This window comes from Archangium sp., from assembly GCF_057119385.1.
Window position 1 is genome coordinate 151,585 of record NZ_DBNGVP010000001.1, and the last position, 19,170, is coordinate 170,754.

At 70.8% G+C, this 19,170-nt stretch carries 14 protein-coding genes; 7 read left to right on the forward strand and 7 right to left on the reverse strand.

The annotated features are described in order from the left end of the window. Positions 1–205 precede the first annotated feature (205 nt). A complete protein-coding gene (locus AC16DP_RS00685; RefSeq protein WP_329727667.1) occupies positions 206–1,957 on the forward strand; it encodes an SPFH domain-containing protein in 1,752 nt (583 codons plus the stop codon). Positions 1,958–2,079: 122 nt separating this feature from the next. Here AC16DP_RS00685 and map read toward each other — a convergent pair whose 3' ends face one another. The 4 genes from map to AC16DP_RS00705 form a co-directional block, all read right to left on the reverse strand. Beyond that, positions 2,080–3,066 (reverse strand): type I methionyl aminopeptidase, encoded by a 987-nt coding sequence (gene map / locus AC16DP_RS00690; protein ID WP_329727668.1) that lies wholly within the window; start codon positions 3,064–3,066, stop codon positions 2,080–2,082. Between the two features lie 212 nt (positions 3,067–3,278). Beyond that, on the reverse strand, positions 3,279–3,590 hold the full coding sequence (locus tag AC16DP_RS00695; protein WP_329727669.1) for a hypothetical protein: 312 nt from the start codon (positions 3,588–3,590) through the stop codon (positions 3,279–3,281). Positions 3,591–3,600: 10 nt separating this feature from the next. Beyond that, on the reverse strand, positions 3,601–4,833 hold the full coding sequence (locus tag AC16DP_RS00700) for a DUF1990 family protein (protein ID WP_329727670.1): 1,233 nt from the start codon (positions 4,831–4,833) through the stop codon (positions 3,601–3,603). Continuing rightward, positions 4,830–5,453 carry a DUF1990 family protein gene (locus AC16DP_RS00705; RefSeq protein ID WP_329727671.1) on the reverse strand — a complete coding sequence of 208 codons (624 nt, stop codon included), beginning with the start codon at positions 5,451–5,453 and terminating at the stop codon, positions 4,830–4,832. The genes AC16DP_RS00700 and AC16DP_RS00705 overlap by 4 nt, the downstream gene beginning before the upstream one ends. 98 nt (positions 5,454–5,551) lie before the next feature. On the opposite strand from AC16DP_RS00705, the gene AC16DP_RS00710 reads away from it, so the two are divergent. The 3 genes from AC16DP_RS00710 to AC16DP_RS00720 all read left to right on the forward strand — a co-directional run bounded on the left by AC16DP_RS00710 (position 5,552) and on the right by AC16DP_RS00720 (position 10,215). Then, the gene (locus tag AC16DP_RS00710) at positions 5,552–5,842 is read left to right on the forward strand and encodes a hypothetical protein (protein WP_329727672.1); all 291 of its coding nucleotides are present in this window, start codon (positions 5,552–5,554) and stop codon (positions 5,840–5,842) included. A 146-nt stretch (positions 5,843–5,988) separates the two neighbouring features. Further along, positions 5,989–9,234, forward strand: coding sequence for a sensor histidine kinase (locus tag AC16DP_RS00715; RefSeq protein ID WP_329727673.1), 3,246 nt, complete (start codon positions 5,989–5,991; stop codon positions 9,232–9,234). Positions 9,235–9,423: 189 nt separating this feature from the next. After that, positions 9,424–10,215: a M57 family metalloprotease gene (locus AC16DP_RS00720; RefSeq protein ID WP_329727674.1), complete on the forward strand. Its 792-nt coding sequence runs from the start codon at positions 9,424–9,426 to the stop codon at positions 10,213–10,215. Positions 10,216–10,393: 178 nt separating this feature from the next. Here the strand turns inward: AC16DP_RS00720 and AC16DP_RS00725 are convergent, their stop codons facing one another. From AC16DP_RS00725 to AC16DP_RS00735, 3 genes are all read right to left on the reverse strand, one after another. Continuing rightward, positions 10,394–10,891, reverse strand: a complete 498-nt coding sequence (locus tag AC16DP_RS00725) for a hypothetical protein (RefSeq protein ID WP_329727675.1) — start codon at positions 10,889–10,891, stop codon at positions 10,394–10,396. A 292-nt stretch (positions 10,892–11,183) separates the two neighbouring features. Then, positions 11,184–12,476, reverse strand: coding sequence for a hypothetical protein (locus AC16DP_RS00730; RefSeq protein WP_329727676.1), 1,293 nt, complete (start codon positions 12,474–12,476; stop codon positions 11,184–11,186). Positions 12,477–12,653: 177 nt separating this feature from the next. Further along, positions 12,654–13,070, reverse strand: coding sequence for a hypothetical protein (locus tag AC16DP_RS00735; RefSeq protein ID WP_329727677.1), 417 nt, complete (start codon positions 13,068–13,070; stop codon positions 12,654–12,656). 321 nt (positions 13,071–13,391) lie between these two features. Between AC16DP_RS00735 and AC16DP_RS00740 the strand changes: the two genes are divergently transcribed. From AC16DP_RS00740 to AC16DP_RS00750, 3 genes are all read left to right on the forward strand, one after another. Then, on the forward strand, positions 13,392–14,405 hold the full coding sequence (locus tag AC16DP_RS00740) for a hypothetical protein (protein WP_329727678.1): 1,014 nt from the start codon (positions 13,392–13,394) through the stop codon (positions 14,403–14,405). A 102-nt stretch (positions 14,406–14,507) separates the two neighbouring features. After that, a complete protein-coding gene (locus AC16DP_RS00745) occupies positions 14,508–18,482 on the forward strand; it encodes an AfsR/SARP family transcriptional regulator (protein WP_329727679.1) in 3,975 nt (1,324 codons plus the stop codon). A 99-nt stretch (positions 18,483–18,581) separates the two neighbouring features. Continuing rightward, positions 18,582–19,076 (forward strand): response regulator, encoded by a 495-nt coding sequence (locus AC16DP_RS00750; protein WP_329727680.1) that lies wholly within the window; start codon positions 18,582–18,584, stop codon positions 19,074–19,076. The last annotated feature ends 94 nt before the right edge of the window (positions 19,077–19,170 follow it).

Sequence of the window (19,170 nt, forward strand, 5' to 3'; positions counted from 1 at the left end):
GCTGGCCCAGCGAGGCGTGAGCCGGCAGAGCGTGACCCGCGCCGGTCTGGCCCTCATGCAGTGAGCCGGTCTGGAGCGCCCCACTTCGGAACAGGTGCGCCAGGGTGGAACACCCCGTGCGGCCAAGTGGGCGATTTCAGGGCAGCGAGGGGTTGGCCGACAGACTGCAATTCGGGGACTCCGAGAGATTTCGGAGGGAGCGCCGATGAGCACGAACGAGAAGCGGGCCGTGAAGCTGAACGCCGTGGGGGCCATGGAGCTGTCGGTGGGCGGGAGGAACGAGCTGGTGCGGAGCGGAGGGGGCGAGCCGCCGCAGGGGGACGAGCCGCGCCGGTACTCGCAGGCGGGGTGGAGGGCGGGCAAGCCGGAGGAGGACCCGGAGAAGATGAAGAAGTGGGGACTGGTGACGGCGAGGCCGAGCGAGTTCCTCATCCACATGCGGCGGGGCCGCGTACGGGACGTGAGCGGGCAGGGCGCCTCGTGCTTCAAGCTGCCGGGCGACGCGGTGGCCATCGTCCCGACGAGCGTGCAGCGGCTGCAGTTCACCGCGGACCAGGTGACGAACGAGAAGGTCGGCGTGCAGGTGACGGGCCTGGCGGTGTACCGGATCGTCGATCCGCTGGTGGCTTTCCGGATGCTGAACTTCTCCTTCCCGGAGCGGGCGCAGCAGAAGCTGGCGGAGCTGCTGCGGGAGATGTTCGTGGGCGCGGTGCGCCGGCTGGTGGCGAACCTGTCGGTGGAGGAATGCCTCTCCAAGCGCAAGGAGGGGATCGCCACGGAGCTGATGAAGGAGATCGCTCCGGTGGTGTCGGGGAAGGGGCGGCCGGAGGACCGGACGGACTCGGGATGGGGCGTGGTCCTGGACACGATTGAGATCCAGGACGTGCGGGTGCTGTCGGAGACGGTGTTCGCGAACATGCAGGCGCGCTTCCGCGAGGAGCAGGAGCGGGTGGCGCGCGAGGCGGAGCTGGCGAAGGAGCGCTTCATCCAGCGGGAGGAGGCGGAGGCGGAGCGGCAGACCGCGCTGACGCGGCTGGCGACGGAGGAGGAGGTCCGTCACAAGCGGCAGGAGGCGGAGGAGCAGGCGAAGCTGGAGGCGCTGGCGGTCGAGTCGAGGGTGGAGGAGGCGCGGGTCGCGAAGGAGCGGAGCACGCGGCAGGCGCAGGTGTCGCTGGAGCGCGAGACGGCGCTGGCGAAGCTGAACGCCGAGCTGGAGGTGAGGGAGCAGAAGGCGAAGGCGGAGGAAGGGCAGAAGCTGGCGCAGCTGGAGGCGGAGCGGAGGATGTCGGAGGCGAAGCTGGCGCAGGAGCGGGCCCTGGCGGCGTCGAAGGCGCAGGCGGAGCTGGAGAAGCTGAAGCTGGAGCAGCAGGCGCAGACGGCGAAGCTGACGAACGAGCGGGCGTTGGCGGCGGCGAAGGCGCAGGCGGAGCTGGAGCGGCTGAAGCTGGAGCAGGAGGCGGAGGCGGCGCGGCTGGCGCACGAGCGTCAGATGGCGGCGGTGAAGGCGGAGGCGGAGCTGGAGAAGCTGCACCAGGAGCAGCAGGCGCAGACGGCGCGGCACGGGGCGATGATGGCGGTGCTGCAGCAGGAGGCGGAGCGGGCGAGGGCGCAGGCGAAGGTGGCGGAGGCGCGGTGCGCGATCGCCGAGGCGGAGCTGGCGATGGCGGAGATGGATGCGCGCAAGGCGCGGATCACGCAGGATCCGGAGCTGGCGAAGGTGAGGGCGCTGAAGGAGATCGACAACACGCTGTCGCCGGAGGCGATCCAGCTGGTGCTGGCGCAGCAGTTGCCGCAGGTGGCGGCGGCGTTCCAGCAGAAGATGGGGGAGGTGCACGTGACGGCGGTGGATGGAGCCAACCCGTTCGGCTACATCGCGGCGGCGGTGGAGGGCGTCATGGGCCTGGCGCGCTCGGCGGGCCTGCAGGTGCCGGCGGTCAAGAAGGACCAGGCCGTCTGAGAAGGAGCCTCTCCCTCTCCCCTCGGGAGAGGGTCGGGGTGAGGGTATCCGGCCCCTGGGTTGAATCCGCGTCAATCCCCTCTCCCCCCTGGGAGAGGGTCAGGGTGAGGGTCATCCCGCCACTACGGTGACACCTGGGTCAGAATCTCCGCGCCATCCCGGGTCACATAGATGGTGTGTTCGAACTGCGCGGACCGCTTCCCATCTGCTGTCACCACGGTCCACCCATCATCCCAGTCCAGGTGGCGGGTGGAGCCCATGGTGAGCATGGGCTCGATGGTGAAGAACATGCCTTCCTGGATGATGTCGGTCGCGTGGTAGTCGAACGTATGAGACACCTGCGGCTCGAGGTGGAAGATCTCCCCGATGCCGTGGCCGCAGTACGACTGGACCACGCCATAGCCGTAGCGCTTGGCATGAGCCTCGATGGCGCGGCCGATGACGTTGATGGGAAGCCCCGGCTTGACGGCTTCAATCCCGAGCATCATGCACTCGCGAGTCACGCGGAGCAGCTGTTCGGAAGCAGCATCAATCTTCCCGACAGGGAAGGTGGCGGAGCAGTCCCCGTGCATGCCATCGAGGTAGATGGTGACGTCGAGGTTGACGATGTCGCCATCCTCGAGGGGCCGGCTATCGGGGATGCCGTGGAGGATGACCTCGTTGACGGAGGTGCAGAGGGACTTGGGGAACCCGTGGTAGTTCAGGGTGCTCGGGTAGCCCCCGCGGCGGATGTATTCCTCGTGGCAGATGGCATCGAGCGCGTCGGTGGTGATGCCGGGCTTCACGGCGGCGCCAGTGACCTGGAGGACCTCGGCGGCGGCGCGGCAGGCCCGGCGCATGCGCTCCACGCGGGTGGAGGGATCTCCCTTCGCACCGGGGCCGGGGCGGCCGGTGTCCGCGTAATCGGGCCGGGGGATATGAGCGGGCACGGGCCTGCGGGGGCTCACCGCGCCGGGACGCACACGCCGGGCGGCGGGGGCGGGCGCGCGGGCCTGCGAGTCCTCGCCGCGGTGACACTTCTTGTACTTGTTCCCGCTGCCGCACCAGCAGGGCTCGTTGGGTCCGGGCAGCTTCGCGGGGGGAGCGAGTGTCGTGCTGGTCGTGTTCATGTCCGTGCTTCCTTCCGTCAGGTGCCGCTGGCGCACCCCCTATCTACACCTCCGGAAACCCGAGGGCTCATGCCATTTGCGCATGGCCCGCGTGAGCCCGGGGGAGATCAGAGCAACCGCTTACTCCCTGGCTCGGCGTTCCCAGCGGCCACGCCCGGTGGGTCCGGGTCGAGGTCGAGGAGGAAGGCCCTGAAGGACTCACGGCGCCCGTGTCAGCGGCGCTCGTTGTCTCCACCCTGCCGCTCGCCGTCGTGCTCCTGCTGCTGTCCCGAGCCGCCCATGCCTTCCTTGAAGCCCTCCACGGCCTCGTGGGTCGTCTCGCGCGCCTCCTCCGCGCTCTTGCGCGCATCCTCGGCCGCCTGGTCCACGGCTTGCCCGGCCTTGCGAGCCTCCTCGCGCACCGTGCGGTTCCCGCGCTCGTTACAGCCCACGCCCAGGCCGAGCACCCCGAGCAGCCCCGCCAGCGCGAGGCGCTTCCATCCCTGCCGCACCATCACCGCCTCCTTCGCATGAAGTCGTTTCACTCCAGGCCGCTCATCCGATACGGGCGAGCAGCCTGTTCCCGAGCGCGAGGGCCACGGCGTCCTCCACCAGCCCCGCCACCACGTTGGGGACGCCCCACTCACGGGTCGCCAGTTGCCGCAGCTTGTAGAAGGCGAAGGACGAGGCCACGGCCGCCGCCGCGCCGAGCAGGGCCCGGCCCACGGTCATCCGCCGGTGCGGAGCCGCCACGGCGGCGCCCGCCAGTGCCCCCGAGAGGGCCCTCGCCACCAGGGACGGCGGTGCGGTGCGCGCGGGAGTCCACGGCAGCTTGTCGGCGACGAGCTCGCCAGCGGCCAGCACGGCCAGCACGCGCGAGTTCCGCTCGGACGCGAGCGCATGCACGCGCCCCTTGGGAGCGTCGACGGGCTGTTGCGCCAGCTGGTGGCTGAGGAAGGCGGGGGCGCTGAAGCTCCGCATTCCGGCCAGCACTCCGAAGCCCACGGTGTTCAACAGCGCGTCCCGTCTCATGTGCTCACTCTCCTGCTCGATGCCGCCGAGCCGGCGGCCCAGGCTCTTCTGCGAGTAGAACTGCACCGGTTTCCCATCCACTTCGAGGTGCGCATGCACCAGCTGCTCGGCATCGGGGTGGCGCTCCAGGTGGCCGGTGCGCAGCAGCTCCCTCATCCGGGCGTGGGCCAGGTGGTGCCAGGCGCGCTGGTAGCGCCGTCCCATCAGCGCGAAGCCCAGCCGGCTCCACCAGTTGGGGAACTGGCCCTCGCGCCAGGAGGCCTGGATGTGGAAGCGCAGCTCGCCACTGCGGTGGTCCTTGGTGAGCAGGAACCACTCCCGCCCGGCCTCGATGTGGCCCCGCAGCGTGTCGATGCGGAAGCCGTACAGGGTCCGCTCTTCCCCCTGTTCGGAGCGGATGGCGCCGATGCGCACCGGGCAGAGGTAGTGCAGGCCCATGGACTTGAGCTCGAGCAGCACCGGCCGGTTCTCCATCGGCATGGCGGCGTCGAAGTGCCCGTACACGACGCGCGGGTCGGAGAACCCGTAATAGACGAGGGCGTGCTTCAGCTTGTCGAACGCGTCCTCCGCGGTGGGCGTACCCGGGCGATCCCTCGCGATGACGGCCCGCGACTCCACCTGGTTCCAGCCGTTGTCGAGCGTCATCTCCTCCTCGGCCGCCTCGAAGTTGAGGGGGAGGGTGGAGGCCTGCTCGAGCCGCGCCAGCACCTCGTCGGCCGACCAGCCGCGCAGGAAGCGCCAATCGACGTGGGTCATGTCTCGTCTCCGCGAGCGAGGAAGGTGGGGCCCCGGATGTCATCCGCGCTCTCGTGCGCCTCGAGCATGAGGGTGGTCTCCGCGTGGAGGAAGCCGATGACGCCCTCGCCCACGGTGAGGGCCACGGCGTTCACGAAGTCGGTCCAGGTGTTGGTCTGCATGGCCTCGCCGCCGGTGCGGAACCCCAGGTACTTCACCCGCGAGCCGGAGCGGGCCCGGCTGCGGATGTGGAAGATGACGTCGCCCCGCTCGTTGCGGTAGGCGCCAAAGGTGATGCGTCCCGCTTCCGGGTGCCCGGGCAGGGTGGCCAGGGTGAGGCTCTGGCGATCCCGGTGGATGATGCGTACGCGGAACGTCCCCGCCCCGCGGATCTGCACCCGCAGCTCATCGCCCGGCTCCAGCGGCCCGTCCCGTTCGTGCTCGGGCTCGAAGATGACCAGCTCCCTCGGGGCGAACTCCGGGAAGCGGCAGGCCACCAGCTCCATCACCTCCGAGGGCGAGCACCCGCAGCGCTCGATGATGGCCCAGTAATCGCGTTGCAGCAGCGGGCCGCTGCCCTTCGTCGCGTGGAGCAGCCCGCCGAACAAGCCGTCGCCCGCCGCTGTGCCTGCCTCCCCCATCTCGCCTCCTCCATCGGACGTCCTCAATATGGTGCTGGGCGCAACGAGGGGCGCACGGGGCCAGGGGACGGGCCTCCACCCGAGGACAGGAGGGCGGCATGCAGCAGGACATCAATCCCGCGAGCAGGCGATCGATCCAGGACTACCAGGCCGCGACGGTCATGCGCGCCGAGCACACCGAGAGCTCGCTCACCCGGCTGCTGGAGCAGCAGACCGCGAAGATTCCCTCGGACTTCTTCCTCTTCGCCAGCCTGTGCGCGATGGGCTTCTCGCTGGTGGCGGAGCTGTCACGGAAGAACCGGGCCAGCCACTTCGTGGGCATGTGGGTGGGCCCGCTGCTCATCATGGGCGTCTACAACAAGATGGTGAAGACGTTCGGCGCGCGCTGAGCCACGGCTCAGCCCACGTGCTGTTCCATGGGCGGGGCCGGCCCGCGCGCTCCAGACAGGCCGCCGCCCACTTCGCCGCCTCGGACAGGGAGGTGGTGAGGACGGCTCCCTCGGCGTCCAGGAGCTCCTGTACACTGTCTCCCTCAATGGGTCCTGACCAGCCCTCGCCTGGCGCCGCGTGCCGCCACGAAGCAACGCACTCCCCCCTGGAGCGCTCGCTGACGGGGTCGTTGCTGGGCCTGCTCCTGTGGGGGCTGCTGCTGTGCCCGCCGGCGGCGGCGCAGACCCCTCCGGGCCGGCTGCCCTTCGTTCCGTATGGCGCGGAGGTGGGGCTGGGCCAGTGGAACATCCGCGCCATCTCCCAGGACTCCACCGGATTGCTCTGGGTGGGGACGGATGATGGGCTCTACCGCCATGACGGGCACCGCTTCCAGCCGGTGCCGCTGCCACCGGGGCTCACCTCGGACTTCGTGCAGCGGCTGGCTCCAGGGCGCGAGGGCGGCATGTGGTGCGTGATGCAGCGGGGCACCGCGCACTGGCACCAGGGGCGCTGGCGTGTGCTGGACGAGGCTCGCGAGCTGGGAGGCCCCCTGATCTCCCTGGTGACGGACACGGCGGGCACGGCCTGGGTCTCCTCTCATGCCGGCCTCTTCCGCGAGCGGGAGGCGGACCACTTCGAGCGCGTCACCGACGCCCCCGGCCAGCCGCTGCAGGTGCTCTTCTCCACCCCCCAGGGCGAGCTGTACTCGCATGAAGGCCTGTTGCTGCACCAGCGGACCGCGCAGGGGCGCTGGCGGACCTTGAGTCAGGCCGAGGGGCTGCCGCCGCTGACCTGGCTCCACGCCCTGCACCCGGACGGCAGCGGCCGGCTCTGGTTCGGAGGCCAGCAACAGCTCGTCGCCTACCACCCTCGGTCGCGGCGCGTGGAGGACTTCTCCGCGCTCGTGAGGGAGCGGTGGATCGCGGGCATCACCGCCAACCTGAGCGGTACCATCTGGGTGGGCTCCACCCAGGGGCTGCTCGCGTTGGAGCAGGGCCGGCCGCGAAACCTGGCGGGCCTGCCCTCGGAGCCGCTCCAGAGCCTCTTCGTGGACCGGGAGGGCTCGCTCTGGGTGGGCTCGCTGGGGCTGTACCGGCTGGTGGGCCGCGGGCTCTGGCGGCACTACGGGGCCGAGGAGGGGCTGGGCCATCGCACGGTCTGGTCCGTGGGGCGCGACAGGGGCGGCACGCTCTGGGCGGCCACCAAACGGGGGCTGGCACGCGCCACCGAGGCAGGCTTCCACATGGAGCCGGAGGTGCCCTCCATCCACCTGATGGCCGTGCAGCCGATGGCCGATGGGCGGCTGTGGCTGGCGGGCGTGACCTCCGAGTTGTTCCGCTATGAGCCGCGCACCCGGAGGCTGGAGCGCTTCGCCCTGGAGGGGGCCTCGCGCGACGCCGCCATCTTCGACCTGGCCCTGGATGCGCGGGGCCGGCTGTGGGTGGGCTCCAGTGAGGGGCTCTTCGCCGGCGAGGCCTCGGCGGTGGTGCCCCGGTTCACCCGGCCGCCCCTGGGGTCGCCGCACGAGGGGCGCTGGCAGGTGGACGATCTGCTGGTGGACAGCCAGCAGCGGCTGTGGGCCGCGGGGAACATGGGGCTGGTGCAGGTGCGGCCCGAGCGCGGCGAGGTGCGCTACCTGGGGACGGCCGAGGGCCTGCGCACCGGCCAGGTGTTGTTGGTGATGGAGCGGCGCAATGGCGAGCTGTGCGTGGCCTACCGCATGGGCTCGGGCCTGAGCTGCTTCCGCTATGAGGGGGAGCGCACCTCCGGGTGGACGCACCTGGACCGCGACTCCGGCCTCTCCAGCAACACCCTGTACCAGCTCGGCGAGGACGCGGCGGGCCGGCTGTGGGCGGGCTCTGGCAAGGGGATGGACCTCATCGAGGGAGGCCGGGTGGTGGAGCGCTTCACGAGCGCCGACGGGCTGCCGGGGGACGACTGCAACGCCCGGGCGTTCCTGGCCGAGCCGGACGGGGACGTGTGGGTGGGCACCAGCGGCGGCCTGGGGCGCTTCCTGGGGGCGCGCTACAGGGGCCCTCCGCCCGCCCCTCCCATGCTGCTCACGTCCGCCACCGCGGGGGGGGTGGACCTGCTGCGGGCGCCACGGCCGCTGGAGCTGCCCTACCAGCACGGCACGCTCGAGTTCGATGTGGCCCCCATGGGCTTCCTGCACCCCGGGAGCGTGGAGCGGCAGGTGCGGCTGGTGGGGGTGGACGAGGAGTTCCACCCCGAGCCGGAGCAGGGGCGGCTGCGCTACGTGGGCCTGCCTCCCGGCGACTACGAGCTGCTCGCGCGCGCCCGCTACCCGCATGGGGAGTATGGGCCCGTGACGCGGTTCGCCTTCGCCGTGCGGCCCGCCTGGTGGCAGACGTGGTGGGCGCGCCTGGGGGCGGTGCTGGCGCTGGTGGGAGCGCTGGCGCTGGTGGGGCGCGTGCGCCAGATGGCGCTGCGGCGGCGCAACGCCCAGCTCGAGCACCTGGTGGCCGAGCGCACCGAGGCGCTCGCGCGGGCCCAGGCGCGCGTGGTGGAGCTGGAGCGCGAGTCCACCGAGCAGCGCATGGCGGGGGGCTTCGCCCATGAGATGCGCAACGCCCTGGCGGGCGCCCGGCTGATGCTCTCGCGTGTGCTGGGCTCGGACGCCGCCGACTCCACCCTGTGCGCGGACAACAGCCAGAAGCTCAAGGAGCTGTACCTGGAGGTGCGCGAGCGGCTGACGCCGGAGGAGCGTCCCCGGGTGGCCATGCTGCTCCAGCAGCTCAACGGCAACGAGGCGCTGTTGGACACGGCGCTGCGCGGCACGGTGGCGCAGGTGGACCGGGGACTGGCCATCACCCGGCTGCTGCTGGAGTACTCCCGGCTGGGCCGGGAGAGCCCCGGCCGAGAGCCCGTGCCCCTGGCGGCCCTGGCGCGCTCCATCACCGCCGAGATGCAGGAGGAGCTGCGCGCCCACGCGATACGCACCGAGCTGGCCGTGCCGGAGCAGGCGGTGCTCACCGGGCGGGAGGAGCACTTCTACTCGGTGCTCAAGAACCTGGTGTCCAACGCGAGGGACGCGCTGGTGGACACGGCGGGCGAGCGCGCGCGGTGCATCCGCATCTCCGCCGTGGAGCAGGGCGAGCACCTGCGGCTGGAGGTGGAGGACACGGGCCCGGGCATCGCGCCAGAGAACCTGGAGCGCATCTTCGAGCCCTTCTTCTCCACCAAGCCGGAGACGGGGGTGGGGCTGGGGCTGGGCGTGGTGCGCAAGCTGGTGCTGCTCTACGGCGGCACGGTGCAGGTGCACAGTGAGGTGGGACAGGGCACGCGCTTCGTCCTCACCCTGCCGCGAGGCGGCGCCCGGTCCAACGAGTGAAGCGAACGTCCCCGCCACACGCACCGGAGGAGCGTCACGGGAATTGACGGCTTTCGCGAGGCTCTGGGGCGGGCCGTGACGAATGGTGTGACGGTCCTCCGGCAGGTTGAGTTCCGTTCGAAGTCACCGAGCCGTGGTGGGCAGCACCTTGCACCGCGAAACCGTCACACTGAAGCACGAAAGTTCCTCATGAAGACGTCCCGTCTCTCGTCCCGTCGTCCTCTTTCCATGGCGTTGCTGGCCGGTATTGCCCTCGTGGGTTGCGGTGTCGACCGCGAGGCCGAGAACCAGGAGATCATCTCCAACCTGATCGAGTCCGGTTATCCGGCCGACGACATCATGATCCACGAGGGGGCCGTGTACGTGGGGCGCGACGCGCACGTCACCCTCGAGGCGTCCCGTGAGATGCTGCAGACCAGCGGGAGCCAGGAGCAGTACCGGACCAACAACCTCGTCGGCTTCCACGTGTCGAAGATCTGCATCAACCCTACCGCCGCGTTCAACAGCTACCCCAAATTCATCTATGGCCTGGATCTGGCCATCCAGAACTACAATGAGCACGGCCGCCGGATCTACTTCGTGCGCGGCCCGACCACCGGGTGCACCGCGAACATCACCGCGGAGGTCAGGAGCGGCGACGGCGGAGACGCGGGCTACCCCTCGGGCGGCTACCCCTACGGGATCTTCTTCATCGGCACCCTCATGAACGACAACTACTACCCCGTGGACACGGTCGAGCACGTCATCACCCACGAGCTGGGCCACACCATCGGCTTCCGCCACTCGGACTGCTACAATCGGTCCATCAGCTGCACCGGCGCCGCCATCAACGAAGGTGACGAGGGCGTGGGCTCCGTCCTCATCCCCGGCACGCCAGCCGTGGCCACCTGGGGTGGGTCGCTCATGAACTCCTGCTACCGGCAAGTCGAGACCGGTGAGTTCACCAGCACCGACCTCACTGCGCTGTACTACCTCTACTGAGACAGATGACGCGGCAGCCCCCAGTGCATTCATGACACCGTGGGGCCCGCTCAACATCGGGTGCGGCAAGGCTCGCGCTTCGTCCTCACCCTGCCGCGATGCGGCGCCCGGTCCAGCGGCTGAGACACCGCGGACCGGGCGCCCAAGACCCAACGTGAGACGTTCCGCTGGGGAGGGCTCAGGTGCCGCTGAGCGTAGCCTGCATATCGTACTGGCCGGACGCGGTCGCGTGCATCATGTACGTGCCGGCGCCCTGCGGGGCGAACTGGATCCAGAAACCATGGTTCGGGTTGCCGCCACAGTTCGCGGCCACGGCGGCATCACGCGGCTGGTTCGCGTAGCCCGCGCCGACGAGGCGCCAGCCGTAGTACTCATACTTGTAGATGTTGACGTTGTAGATGTTGTTGGGGCGCGAGGGCCCGCAGACCCAGCCACTGGCGACACCGTTGACCTGCATGTCGTAAAAGCCCCTCGTGTAGCACAGCGTGCACACCGACTCCACGGGCTGCACCACCTGGCCGTTCTCATCGATTTCGAAGGTGGTGGGGAGGGCGGGGCTGTTGATGTCGGCGGAGACGGGCGCCGGCGTTTCCTCTTCCGGAGCGCCGCACGCGGAGACCGCGAGGGAGAGAGTCGCGGCCATCAGCAGACGGGGCGAGAGACGGGACGTGTTCATGATGGACTTTCGTGCTTCGGGGTGAAGGGTTCGTGGCGCGAGGTGCTGCTCACCACGACTCGGTGATTTCGAGCGGAATGCAATCTGCCGGAGGACCGTCACGCCATTCGTCACGGCCCGCGCCTGGGCGACAGCGAAAACCGTGACGCTCCCTGTCCGCCCGCACCAGGGCATCACGGGAAACCGTCAACGGCGTGGGCCCCTGCACTCCGTTTGCCTGCGAGCGCATGCGCCGCAAGCAAACGGGGTACAGGGGCCCTCAGGAGGAACTGCCCCTCGTCACATCAACCCCTCAGCAGCCCTTGTAGCCCTGGCAGTAGGGGACGATACCCAGATCCGCGCGCACTCCGCCCACCGGGCTGAAGGCGAAGTCCGTGGGGCCAGCACCCCACATGAGCCCTACCAGTGTCGCGTTGTTGCCGGAGCGGATGTAGACCGGCGAGCCGCTGTCGCCACCGGCTGCCACCTGGTAGGAGTTGGATGCGATGTAGTTGCAGTAGTAGGTGTGCACCGCCCCTCCCGCGTTGACGGTGGCGCACGCAAAATTGATGGTGCCACCGGTGGTGCCAGTCGTACGGCCCGTCTTGTAGACGAACTGCCCCTGAGCCGGGTAGTCCACCTTGGCAGGCACCTCCAGCCATGCGTTGATGCTGAGCTGGTTGGGACCCGGGGTCGCGGCGATGAGGGGGGTGACGCCAACGCCGCCGGCGGCACTGAAGAAGGCGCTGTCGCTGTTGCGGCAGAGGCGGCCAGCGGGACAACTCCCGCCGGTCTGGAAAGCCGGATCAACGGCCTCGTAGCCCGCCACCGAGGACAGGGCGGGTTGCCCAGACGCGCCATAGTCCAAGCTGCCCATCGTCGTCGAGCAGTGCGAATTGGTCACATAGCCCAGCGTACCGCCCCAGAGGGCGGTAAAACCGAGCGTGCAGTAGCGGCCCGGCGTCCACTCGATCTGCACTCCGCCCGGCACCGGCCGCCAGCCCCCCTGTACGGAGGCGGGGTAGATGGGATTGACGTCGACAACCTCCACCATGTCCGAGGGCACCCCGAGTGCCTTCAGACGCTGCTCCATGTTCCCCCGCGCCTCCAGATCAGACACACCGATGGTCACCCGGTTGGTCTTTTCGTCCACGTCCGTCAACACGGCTCCCCTGAGAGACAGGACATCCGGGGTGATGCGCTGCTGGAGCTCCTTGAGCCTGGCAAAGCTATGCTGGGCGGGGGCGGCCACGATTCCCTCGGCGGGGATACGCTCCACACCGAAGATGGCGGCAATGGCACGCTGGGCCGCGGGCTTGTCCTCGGCGCGGGTGAGGCGCACGACCAGCCGCCCCTGCTCGTCATGGTACATGCCACCAAAAGAGCTCACCTGAGCGCCCACATCGAGCAGCAAGTCATCGAGCACCTTGGGCGAGTTGCCGCGGCCGGGAACCGCGGGAGCCTCACCAGCCCCTGCGCCCTGGAGGCCAGGGGCCGCGGGCTCCATCGCCTCGGCTCCAGTGCCCCACCCTGCCAGCGTGAGCGCCACCGCGAGCCCGGCAGCCTTGTACGTCCATTTCCAATACGGAGAATTGCTGTGTGCCATGTTGTTCAGTCCTCGTGTGTATGAACGGATGCGAACGGCTTCACTTCACTTTGAAGGTTTCGCGGTGCAGCAGGGTTGAATCCTGTGTGGCGGGTCCGGGGGTCCGCGAACGGCCCCGGTGCTCGGGCCGCTGTGGCTGTGGGTGAGCGAGCCGCTACCGGGACCAGGCCTGCGTCCTCAGAAGGCGCAACCGGTGCAGCTTCCGAAGAGCCGCCCGCTCGGGACATTGGAGAAGTAGGAGTTCCGGGTGGCCGCCGAGGTGGTGTAGCGGACGATGTCGTTGTTGTAGGAGCCCCAGATGCCATTCATGGGCAGGGTGCCGTCCACCATGGGCTGCTGGTAACCCGAGTAGGTCGAGGGGGCCCACTGCCCATAGGAGCCGCACTGCTGGAAACCGTGAGGCTGAGCGTTGAAGTCCAGACCCTTGAACATGACACACGAGAGCGCGGCAGCTCTCACCGTGGTCTCCTCGGAAGGCGGGTCCACACCCATGCCCTCCTGGGCTTGCGGCTCTTCGGCGCCACCACAGCCCGCCATCATCAGGCCCGCCACGGCCGCCAGGCCCATCGTCATACGTCGCATCATCTTCTTCATGTGCCGGTGTCTCCCATTGTGTCCATGCCCGCCCCATGAACGGGCCAGTCCGAAGAAACATGCCAGGCGCTACAACCGGGCCAGGTCCGTCACTCCGGGAAACCTTGTCTCCCCCCAGCGTCAACGGGAGCGTCACCAGGAGCGTCAAAAGGACAGCAGTGGTTCTTTTTTCGCCCCCGCGGCATTGGTGCGCCGTGTCAACGCAGCCGCACCGCCGTCTCCAGAGCGTCACGCAAACCGTCAACTCCCGTGACGGACGGCCGCACGAAGCCGGCGCCGGGTGTGACGGTTTCCGTGACGGCCGTACCTCATGGAACCCCCATGCAGATGAATCGCCTCGCATCGAAGACCGCCGTCTCCCTCCTGCTCGCGCTTGGCGCGTGCGGGGTCCCCGAAGGTGAGAAGCCCCAGGAGCCATTGGGCAGCGCCGCGCAGGCGTTGACCGCGCGTGGCTGGGACCCCTTCCTGAACATTCCCAACGCGTGGACGAAGAGCCCCGAGCAGCACCGCTTCTGTCAGGGAAGCGGTTGCTCCAGCACCCTGGGCTACGCGGTCGCCAGCAGCAGCGAGAGCACCTGCGCCGTGCGGGGCGTGGGCTACGACACCTACGGGACCGGTGGCTTGTGCCCCAACTGGTTCAACTGGGAGTGGGATGCGTCCGTCGGCCGCTGGAAGGCCCACATCATCTCCGTTCCGGTAGCGGGCCAGAACGGGTACCAGTACGTGGGGCTCGAGCAGTACATCAACAACACCCGGAGCTTCCCCTCCTGGGACTTCTCCAACACCAACCACTGGCCCTACGTCTCCTGGGTTCATTCCGTGCACCTCCAGGTGCGCGCCCGCTACTGCAACCAGAACTCCAACGCCCGCATGCCGTATTACTTCGCCTGGGTCGTGCCCTCCAATCCCAGCCTCGACGGCCAGGTGTCCATCGATCTGCTGACGTACGTCGGCGCGCCGCCCGCCCTGGGCATGCCGGATCCCGGCCCTTCGCAGACCGAGGAGTACCTGGCCACCCGCGCGGGGGTGACGGTCATCAAGGAGGAGATGAAGCGCACCTTCGAGGTCAACGGCGCCTCCTGGGGGGTGAAGCCCAACAATTACAGCTCGTCGCAGCTGTGGTGCTACAACTCCATCCACGACGCGCCCTGGCTCGACTTCTCCATCAACCTCCCCGCCGTCCTCAGCCGCCTGCAGCAGGAGGGCCGCCTGCCCACCCCGCTGCCCGCGGACATGCGGTACTCGGGCGGCATCATCGGCGGCATCGAGTTCTGGGGCCCCGTCGGTGGCTGGGCCGAGGTGGAACTGCGCGACCACGAAATCTGGACCTACTGAGCACCCCACCCCGGTGAGGGATTCGCCAGTGGAAACCAGGATGGGCGCCTTTCGGGACTCTTCCCGGGATTTCCGGGAGAGACTCGATTAGATTGTCCCGAAATGACCGCTGTCATGTTTCACCTGCTGGGGCTTCCCCGGATCGAGCGCGATGGCGCCCCGGTTGCCCTCGTCCGCCACAAGGCCCTCGCGCTGCTGACGTACGTGGCGCTGACGCGCCGGCGCCAGGAGCGCGCCCTGCTCGCGGGACTGCTGTGGCCCGAGCACGAGCCGGCCCGGGCCCGCGCCTCGCTGCGCACCGCGCTGTGGGAGCTCGCCCAGGCGCTGGGAACCGAGGTGCTGGAGGTGGAGCGCGACACGGTGGCCCTGCCGGTGGGCTCCACGGCCTGGGTGGACGTGCACCGCTTCGAGCAACTGCGCGCGGCCTGCTCGCTCCGGGAGGGAGCAGGGCCAGAGGAAGGGCTGGAGGAGCTGGCCGAGGCCGCCACCCTCTACCGTGGCGAGCTGCTGCAGGGGGTGCGGCTCAAGGGGTGCGAGGACTTCGAGGCGTGGAAGCAGGCCCAGGCCGAGCATCTGCGCGGTGGGCTGGGAGATGTGCTGCGCCGGCTCGCCGCGGCCCACGCCGCGCGAGGCCACTTCGCGCGGGCCCTGCCCTTCGCCCGGCGGCTGGTGGCCCTCGAGCCCTTCGACGAGCAGGCCCATGCACTCGTCATGCGCCTGCTGGCCTGGAGTGGACAACGCACCGAGGCGCTGCGCCAGTACGAGCGGCTGTGCACCACGCTCGCCGAGGAACTGGGCGTGCGCCCCGGAGAGGAGTGCCGGCGCCTCCACTCGGAGCTGAGCCAGGGCCGTACCCCCCCCGCGCCCGTGGCCCGGGAGCGGCGTGAGCCCGTGGCCCCGCCTCCCCCCTCCGCTGTCTCGCAAGGAGCGGAGGCCCACGCGGGCCAGCCTTCCCTCGCCCTGCGCCTGCTCGGCCCGCTGGAGCTCCGGCTGAAAGGGACCCCGGTGGAGGGGGTGCCTCACAAGGCGGTCGCGCTGCTGGCGTACCTGGCCCTCACGCGCCGCCGCCACACCCGCGAGGCCCTGGCGCTCCTGCTCTGGCCCGAGACCGAGGCCCCCCAGCGGATGGACTCGCTGCGCGGCGCCCTGTCGCAGCTCCACCTCTCCCTGGGCGGGCACTGGCTGGACGTGGACGGCTCCAGCGTGGAGCTCGCCGCCCGTGAATCCGTCGAGGTGGACGTGGAGCGCTTCGAGCGGCTCACCGGCGCCTCCAGCGCCTCCCCGCGGGAGCTCGCCGAGGCCGTGGCCCTCTGGCGCGGCGACTTCCTCCAGGGCTTCGAGCGGGAGTTGGACGGGTGCTCCTCCTTCCTCGAGTGGCACGCCGCCCAGGCCGAGCACCTGCACACCCGGCTCGTCCACGCCCTGCGGCAGCTCATCGCCCGCCACGTCCAGGCGGAGCAGCCTCGCGAGGCCCTGCCCTACGCCCAGCGGCTGGTGGACGTGGAGCCGCTGGACGAGCAGGCCCACTGTCACCTCATGCGCCTGTATGCCGGGTGCGGCCAGCACGAGCGGGCCCTCGCACAGTACGAGGCCTGTGCCACGCTGCTCGCCTCCGAGCTCGGCGTGCACCCCCAGCAGGAGACGCAGGAGCTGGCCGCCCTGCTGCGCTCCGGCCGCGGCCCTTCCCGCCCCCTCCCGCCCAGGCCCCCAGGCCCCTCGCGCGCCTCCCCGCTGCCCGCCCCGCTGGCCTCCTTCGTCGGCCGCGAGGCCGAGCTGGCCGCCCTCGCCCAGCGCCTGGAGGATCCGCACTGCCGCCTGCTCACCCTCACCGGCCCCGGCGGCGTGGGCAAGTCCGTCCTCGCCCTGGAGGCCGCCCGCCGTCAGGCGCCCCGCTTCAAGGACGGCGCCTGGCTGGTGCCACTGTCGCCCGTCACCTCGGCCGAGCTGCTGGCGCCGGCCATCGCCGAGGCGCTCGGGCTTCAGTCCGCCAGTGACGGAGACACCCTCGGCCAGCTCCTCGAGCACCTGCGCGAGCGCCACCTGCTGCTGGTGCTCGACGGCATGGAGCACCTGCTCGGGGCGGCGCCGCTGCTGGTGGAGCTGGCCGAGCGCGCCCCCGGGCTCGAGCTGCTCGTCACCTCCCAGGAGCGGCTGGGCGTGCGGGGCGAGTGGGAGCTGGAGCTCGAGGGCCTGCCGTGCGTGGAGGGCGCCGCGCCCGGTGAGCCCGGCCGGGCCGCGCTGGAGCTCTTCGTCCGGATCGCCACCCGGGTGAATGCCGGCTTCCGTCTGGAGCCCGGGCAGGAGCCCACCGTGGTGCGCCTGTGCCGGCGGCTGGAGGGGCTGCCCCTGGCCCTGGAGCTGGCGGCGGCCTGGGTGCGCCACCTGGGGGTGGAGGAGATAGCGGCGGAGGTGGAGCGGGACCTGGACTTCCTGGCCGGCGCGCGGGCGGGCCCCGAGCGCCACCGCAGCCTGCGCGCCGTCTTCCTCCATGCCTGGGAGCGGCTCTCCCCCCAGGAGCAGGGGGTGTTGGGGAGGCTGAGCGTCTTCCGCGGTGGGGCCTCGCGGGCGGCGGCGCTGGAGGTGGCGCAGGCCTCGCTGCCGCTGCTCTCCTCGCTGGCGGCGCGCTTCCTCGTGCGGCGCACGCCCACGCGGCGCTACGTGCTGCACGAGCTGCTGCGCCGCTATGCCGGAGAGGCCCTGCGGGCGGCACCCGAGGAGGAGCGGCGCGCCCAGGAGCGGCACGCCGAGCACTACAGCGCGCTGCTGGAGCGGCTGGGCGGGGAGCTGCACGGCAGGGGGCGGGGCGAGGCGCTCGCGGCGCTGGCGGTGGAGCTGGAGAACGCGCGCGCGGCGCTGGCCTGGGCGGCCCAGGCGGGCCGGCTGGAGCTGGTGGACCGGGCGCTGGAGGGCCTGTGCACCGCGGAGGAGCAGCTGGGCCACTTCCAACAGGCCGAGGCGTTGCTGGCGGAGCTGGCCGCGAGGGTGCGGCCCGAGGGCGGCACCGAGGAGCGCTTCCTCCGGGGGCGGCTGCTCGTGTGGCGGGGGCGCTTCGCCCTGGAGTCGGCGGGGCACGCGCGGGCGGCGGCCCTCCTGGAAGAGGGCCTGCGCCTGGTGCGCGAGCGGGGCGCGAGCCCGGCGCTGGGGGCGGCGCTCGTCACCGCGGGACGGCTGGCGCTGGCGCAGGGGCTGCTGGGCACCGCGCGCTGGAGCCTGCGCACCAGCCTGGCCCTGGCGCGGGCACGGGGGGAGGCACGCGGGGCGGCGGTGGCCCGGCGCCACCTGGCGGAGGTGCTCTTCCTCTCCGGGGAGCCTCGCCAGGCCCGCCACCTGCTCTCGCGCGGCCTGGTGGCCTTCCGCCGCCTGGGCGAGGAGCGGGAGCTGGCCGCCTGCCTGGGGCGGCTGGGCGGGGTGCTCGCCTTCGAGGGCCGGTGGGAGGACGCCGAGGGGGCCCTGCGCGAGGGGCTGGCGGTGTTGGAGCAGCCGGGGGGCGGCAGCGTGCCCCCGCGGGCCGAGCTGGGCCGGGTGCTCACCGCGCAGGGGCGGCTGGAGGAGGCGGCGGCGTGCTTCGAGTCCTGTCTGCGGGCGGGGCGGGAGACGGGGCACCCGGGCACGCTGGTGGCGGCGCTGTGCGGCCAGGGCACCGTGTCCCTGCTGCGCGGCGAGGCCGAGCGGGCCCGGGGCTGCTTCGCCGAGGCGTGGGCGGTGTGCGAGCGGCTCAATGAGCGGCGGGGGCTGGCCGAGGCCCGGCTGGGACTGGGGCGGGTGGCCCTGGCGCGCGGCGAGCCGGCGGCGGCCCGGGCGCACCTGGACGGGGCGCTGCGCACCGCCATGGAGGTGGGCGCGGTGCCGCTGGTGTTGGAGGTGCTGGTGGCCCTGGCGGAGCTGTCCCCGCGGCCCGAGCCGCTGCCCCCGCTCGAGCAGGCCCTGCGCTCCATCCACTCCCACCCCCTGGCCAGCGCGGTCACCCGAGAGCGAGTCCTGCGACGGCTCGGGGGGGAGCGCGCGTCTGGCCCGCCGGGCGGGTCCCCCGAGTTGCCCATGCTCGTCTCGCAGGTGCTCGAGGCGCTGGCGGGATGATGCGGTGCGCCGAGCCCCTGTGGCTTGCGTGTACCGGGAGAGGACGTTAAGTCACGAGTTGCTCACGGCCCTCGTGAGGGGCGCCCCTGGAGAGCAACCTTGGCTTTCGACGACTTCGATGCGCTGCTACGGCAGGATGTAGCACGCGAGACGCCGGCCGCCTCCGAGTTGCCCCGCGTCGTCATCATCGATGATGACCCGGGCATCCGCCGCTCGCTGGCGCTGCTGCTCTCCGGCAGCTACCAGGTGCGGCTGTTCGCCTCGGCCCTGGAGGGCGTGGCCGCGGTGGATGACGAGGTGTGCGCCGTCATCCTCGACATCAAGATGAAGGGGCATGACGGCTTCTGGGCCTGCAATGAGATACGCAAGAGCCAGCCGGACATGCCCGTCATCTTCTACTCCGCCTACCAGGACGTGAAGGATCCGTACGAGGTCATCAACGAGCACCGCCCGTTTGGCTACCTCTCCAAGGACAGCGGCGTGCGGCGGCTGTTGGACACGCTGGAGACGGCGGTGCGGCTGCGCACCCTGGCCATCGAGAACCGCAAGCAGCTCGAGGCCCTCAAGAGCCAGCTCCCCCCGCGGCGCGGCTGAGTCCGCAAGAAGGTGTCAGAGGACTCCGCCTGTCCATTGAGTTCAATGGCTTGCGTGTACTGTGCAATCCCCTGACACCTTCCAGACGACACCT

What these genes read in the sequence shown, in the direction of transcription:
- AC16DP_RS00685 (WP_329727667.1), top strand. Translation starts at nt 206, where the DNA reads ATGAGCACGAACGAGAAGCGGGCCGTGAAGCTGAACGCCGTGGGGGCC.
- map (WP_329727668.1), bottom strand. Translation starts at nt 3,066, where the DNA reads ATGAACACGACCAGCACGACACTCGCTCCCCCCGCGAAGCTGCCCGGA.
- AC16DP_RS00700 (WP_329727670.1), bottom strand. Translation starts at nt 4,833, where the DNA reads ATGACCCACGTCGATTGGCGCTTCCTGCGCGGCTGGTCGGCCGACGAG.
- AC16DP_RS00705 (WP_329727671.1), bottom strand. Translation starts at nt 5,453, where the DNA reads ATGGGGGAGGCAGGCACAGCGGCGGGCGACGGCTTGTTCGGCGGGCTG.
- AC16DP_RS00710 (WP_329727672.1), top strand. Translation starts at nt 5,552, where the DNA reads ATGCAGCAGGACATCAATCCCGCGAGCAGGCGATCGATCCAGGACTAC.
- AC16DP_RS00715 (WP_329727673.1), top strand. Translation starts at nt 5,989, where the DNA reads ATGGGTCCTGACCAGCCCTCGCCTGGCGCCGCGTGCCGCCACGAAGCA.
- AC16DP_RS00720 (WP_329727674.1), top strand. Translation starts at nt 9,424, where the DNA reads ATGAAGACGTCCCGTCTCTCGTCCCGTCGTCCTCTTTCCATGGCGTTG.
- AC16DP_RS00725 (WP_329727675.1), bottom strand. Translation starts at nt 10,891, where the DNA reads ATGAACACGTCCCGTCTCTCGCCCCGTCTGCTGATGGCCGCGACTCTC.
- AC16DP_RS00730 (WP_329727676.1), bottom strand. Translation starts at nt 12,476, where the DNA reads ATGGCACACAGCAATTCTCCGTATTGGAAATGGACGTACAAGGCTGCC.
- AC16DP_RS00735 (WP_329727677.1), bottom strand. Translation starts at nt 13,070, where the DNA reads ATGAAGAAGATGATGCGACGTATGACGATGGGCCTGGCGGCCGTGGCG.
- AC16DP_RS00740 (WP_329727678.1), top strand. Translation starts at nt 13,392, where the DNA reads ATGCAGATGAATCGCCTCGCATCGAAGACCGCCGTCTCCCTCCTGCTC.
- AC16DP_RS00745 (WP_329727679.1), top strand. Translation starts at nt 14,508, where the DNA reads ATGACCGCTGTCATGTTTCACCTGCTGGGGCTTCCCCGGATCGAGCGC.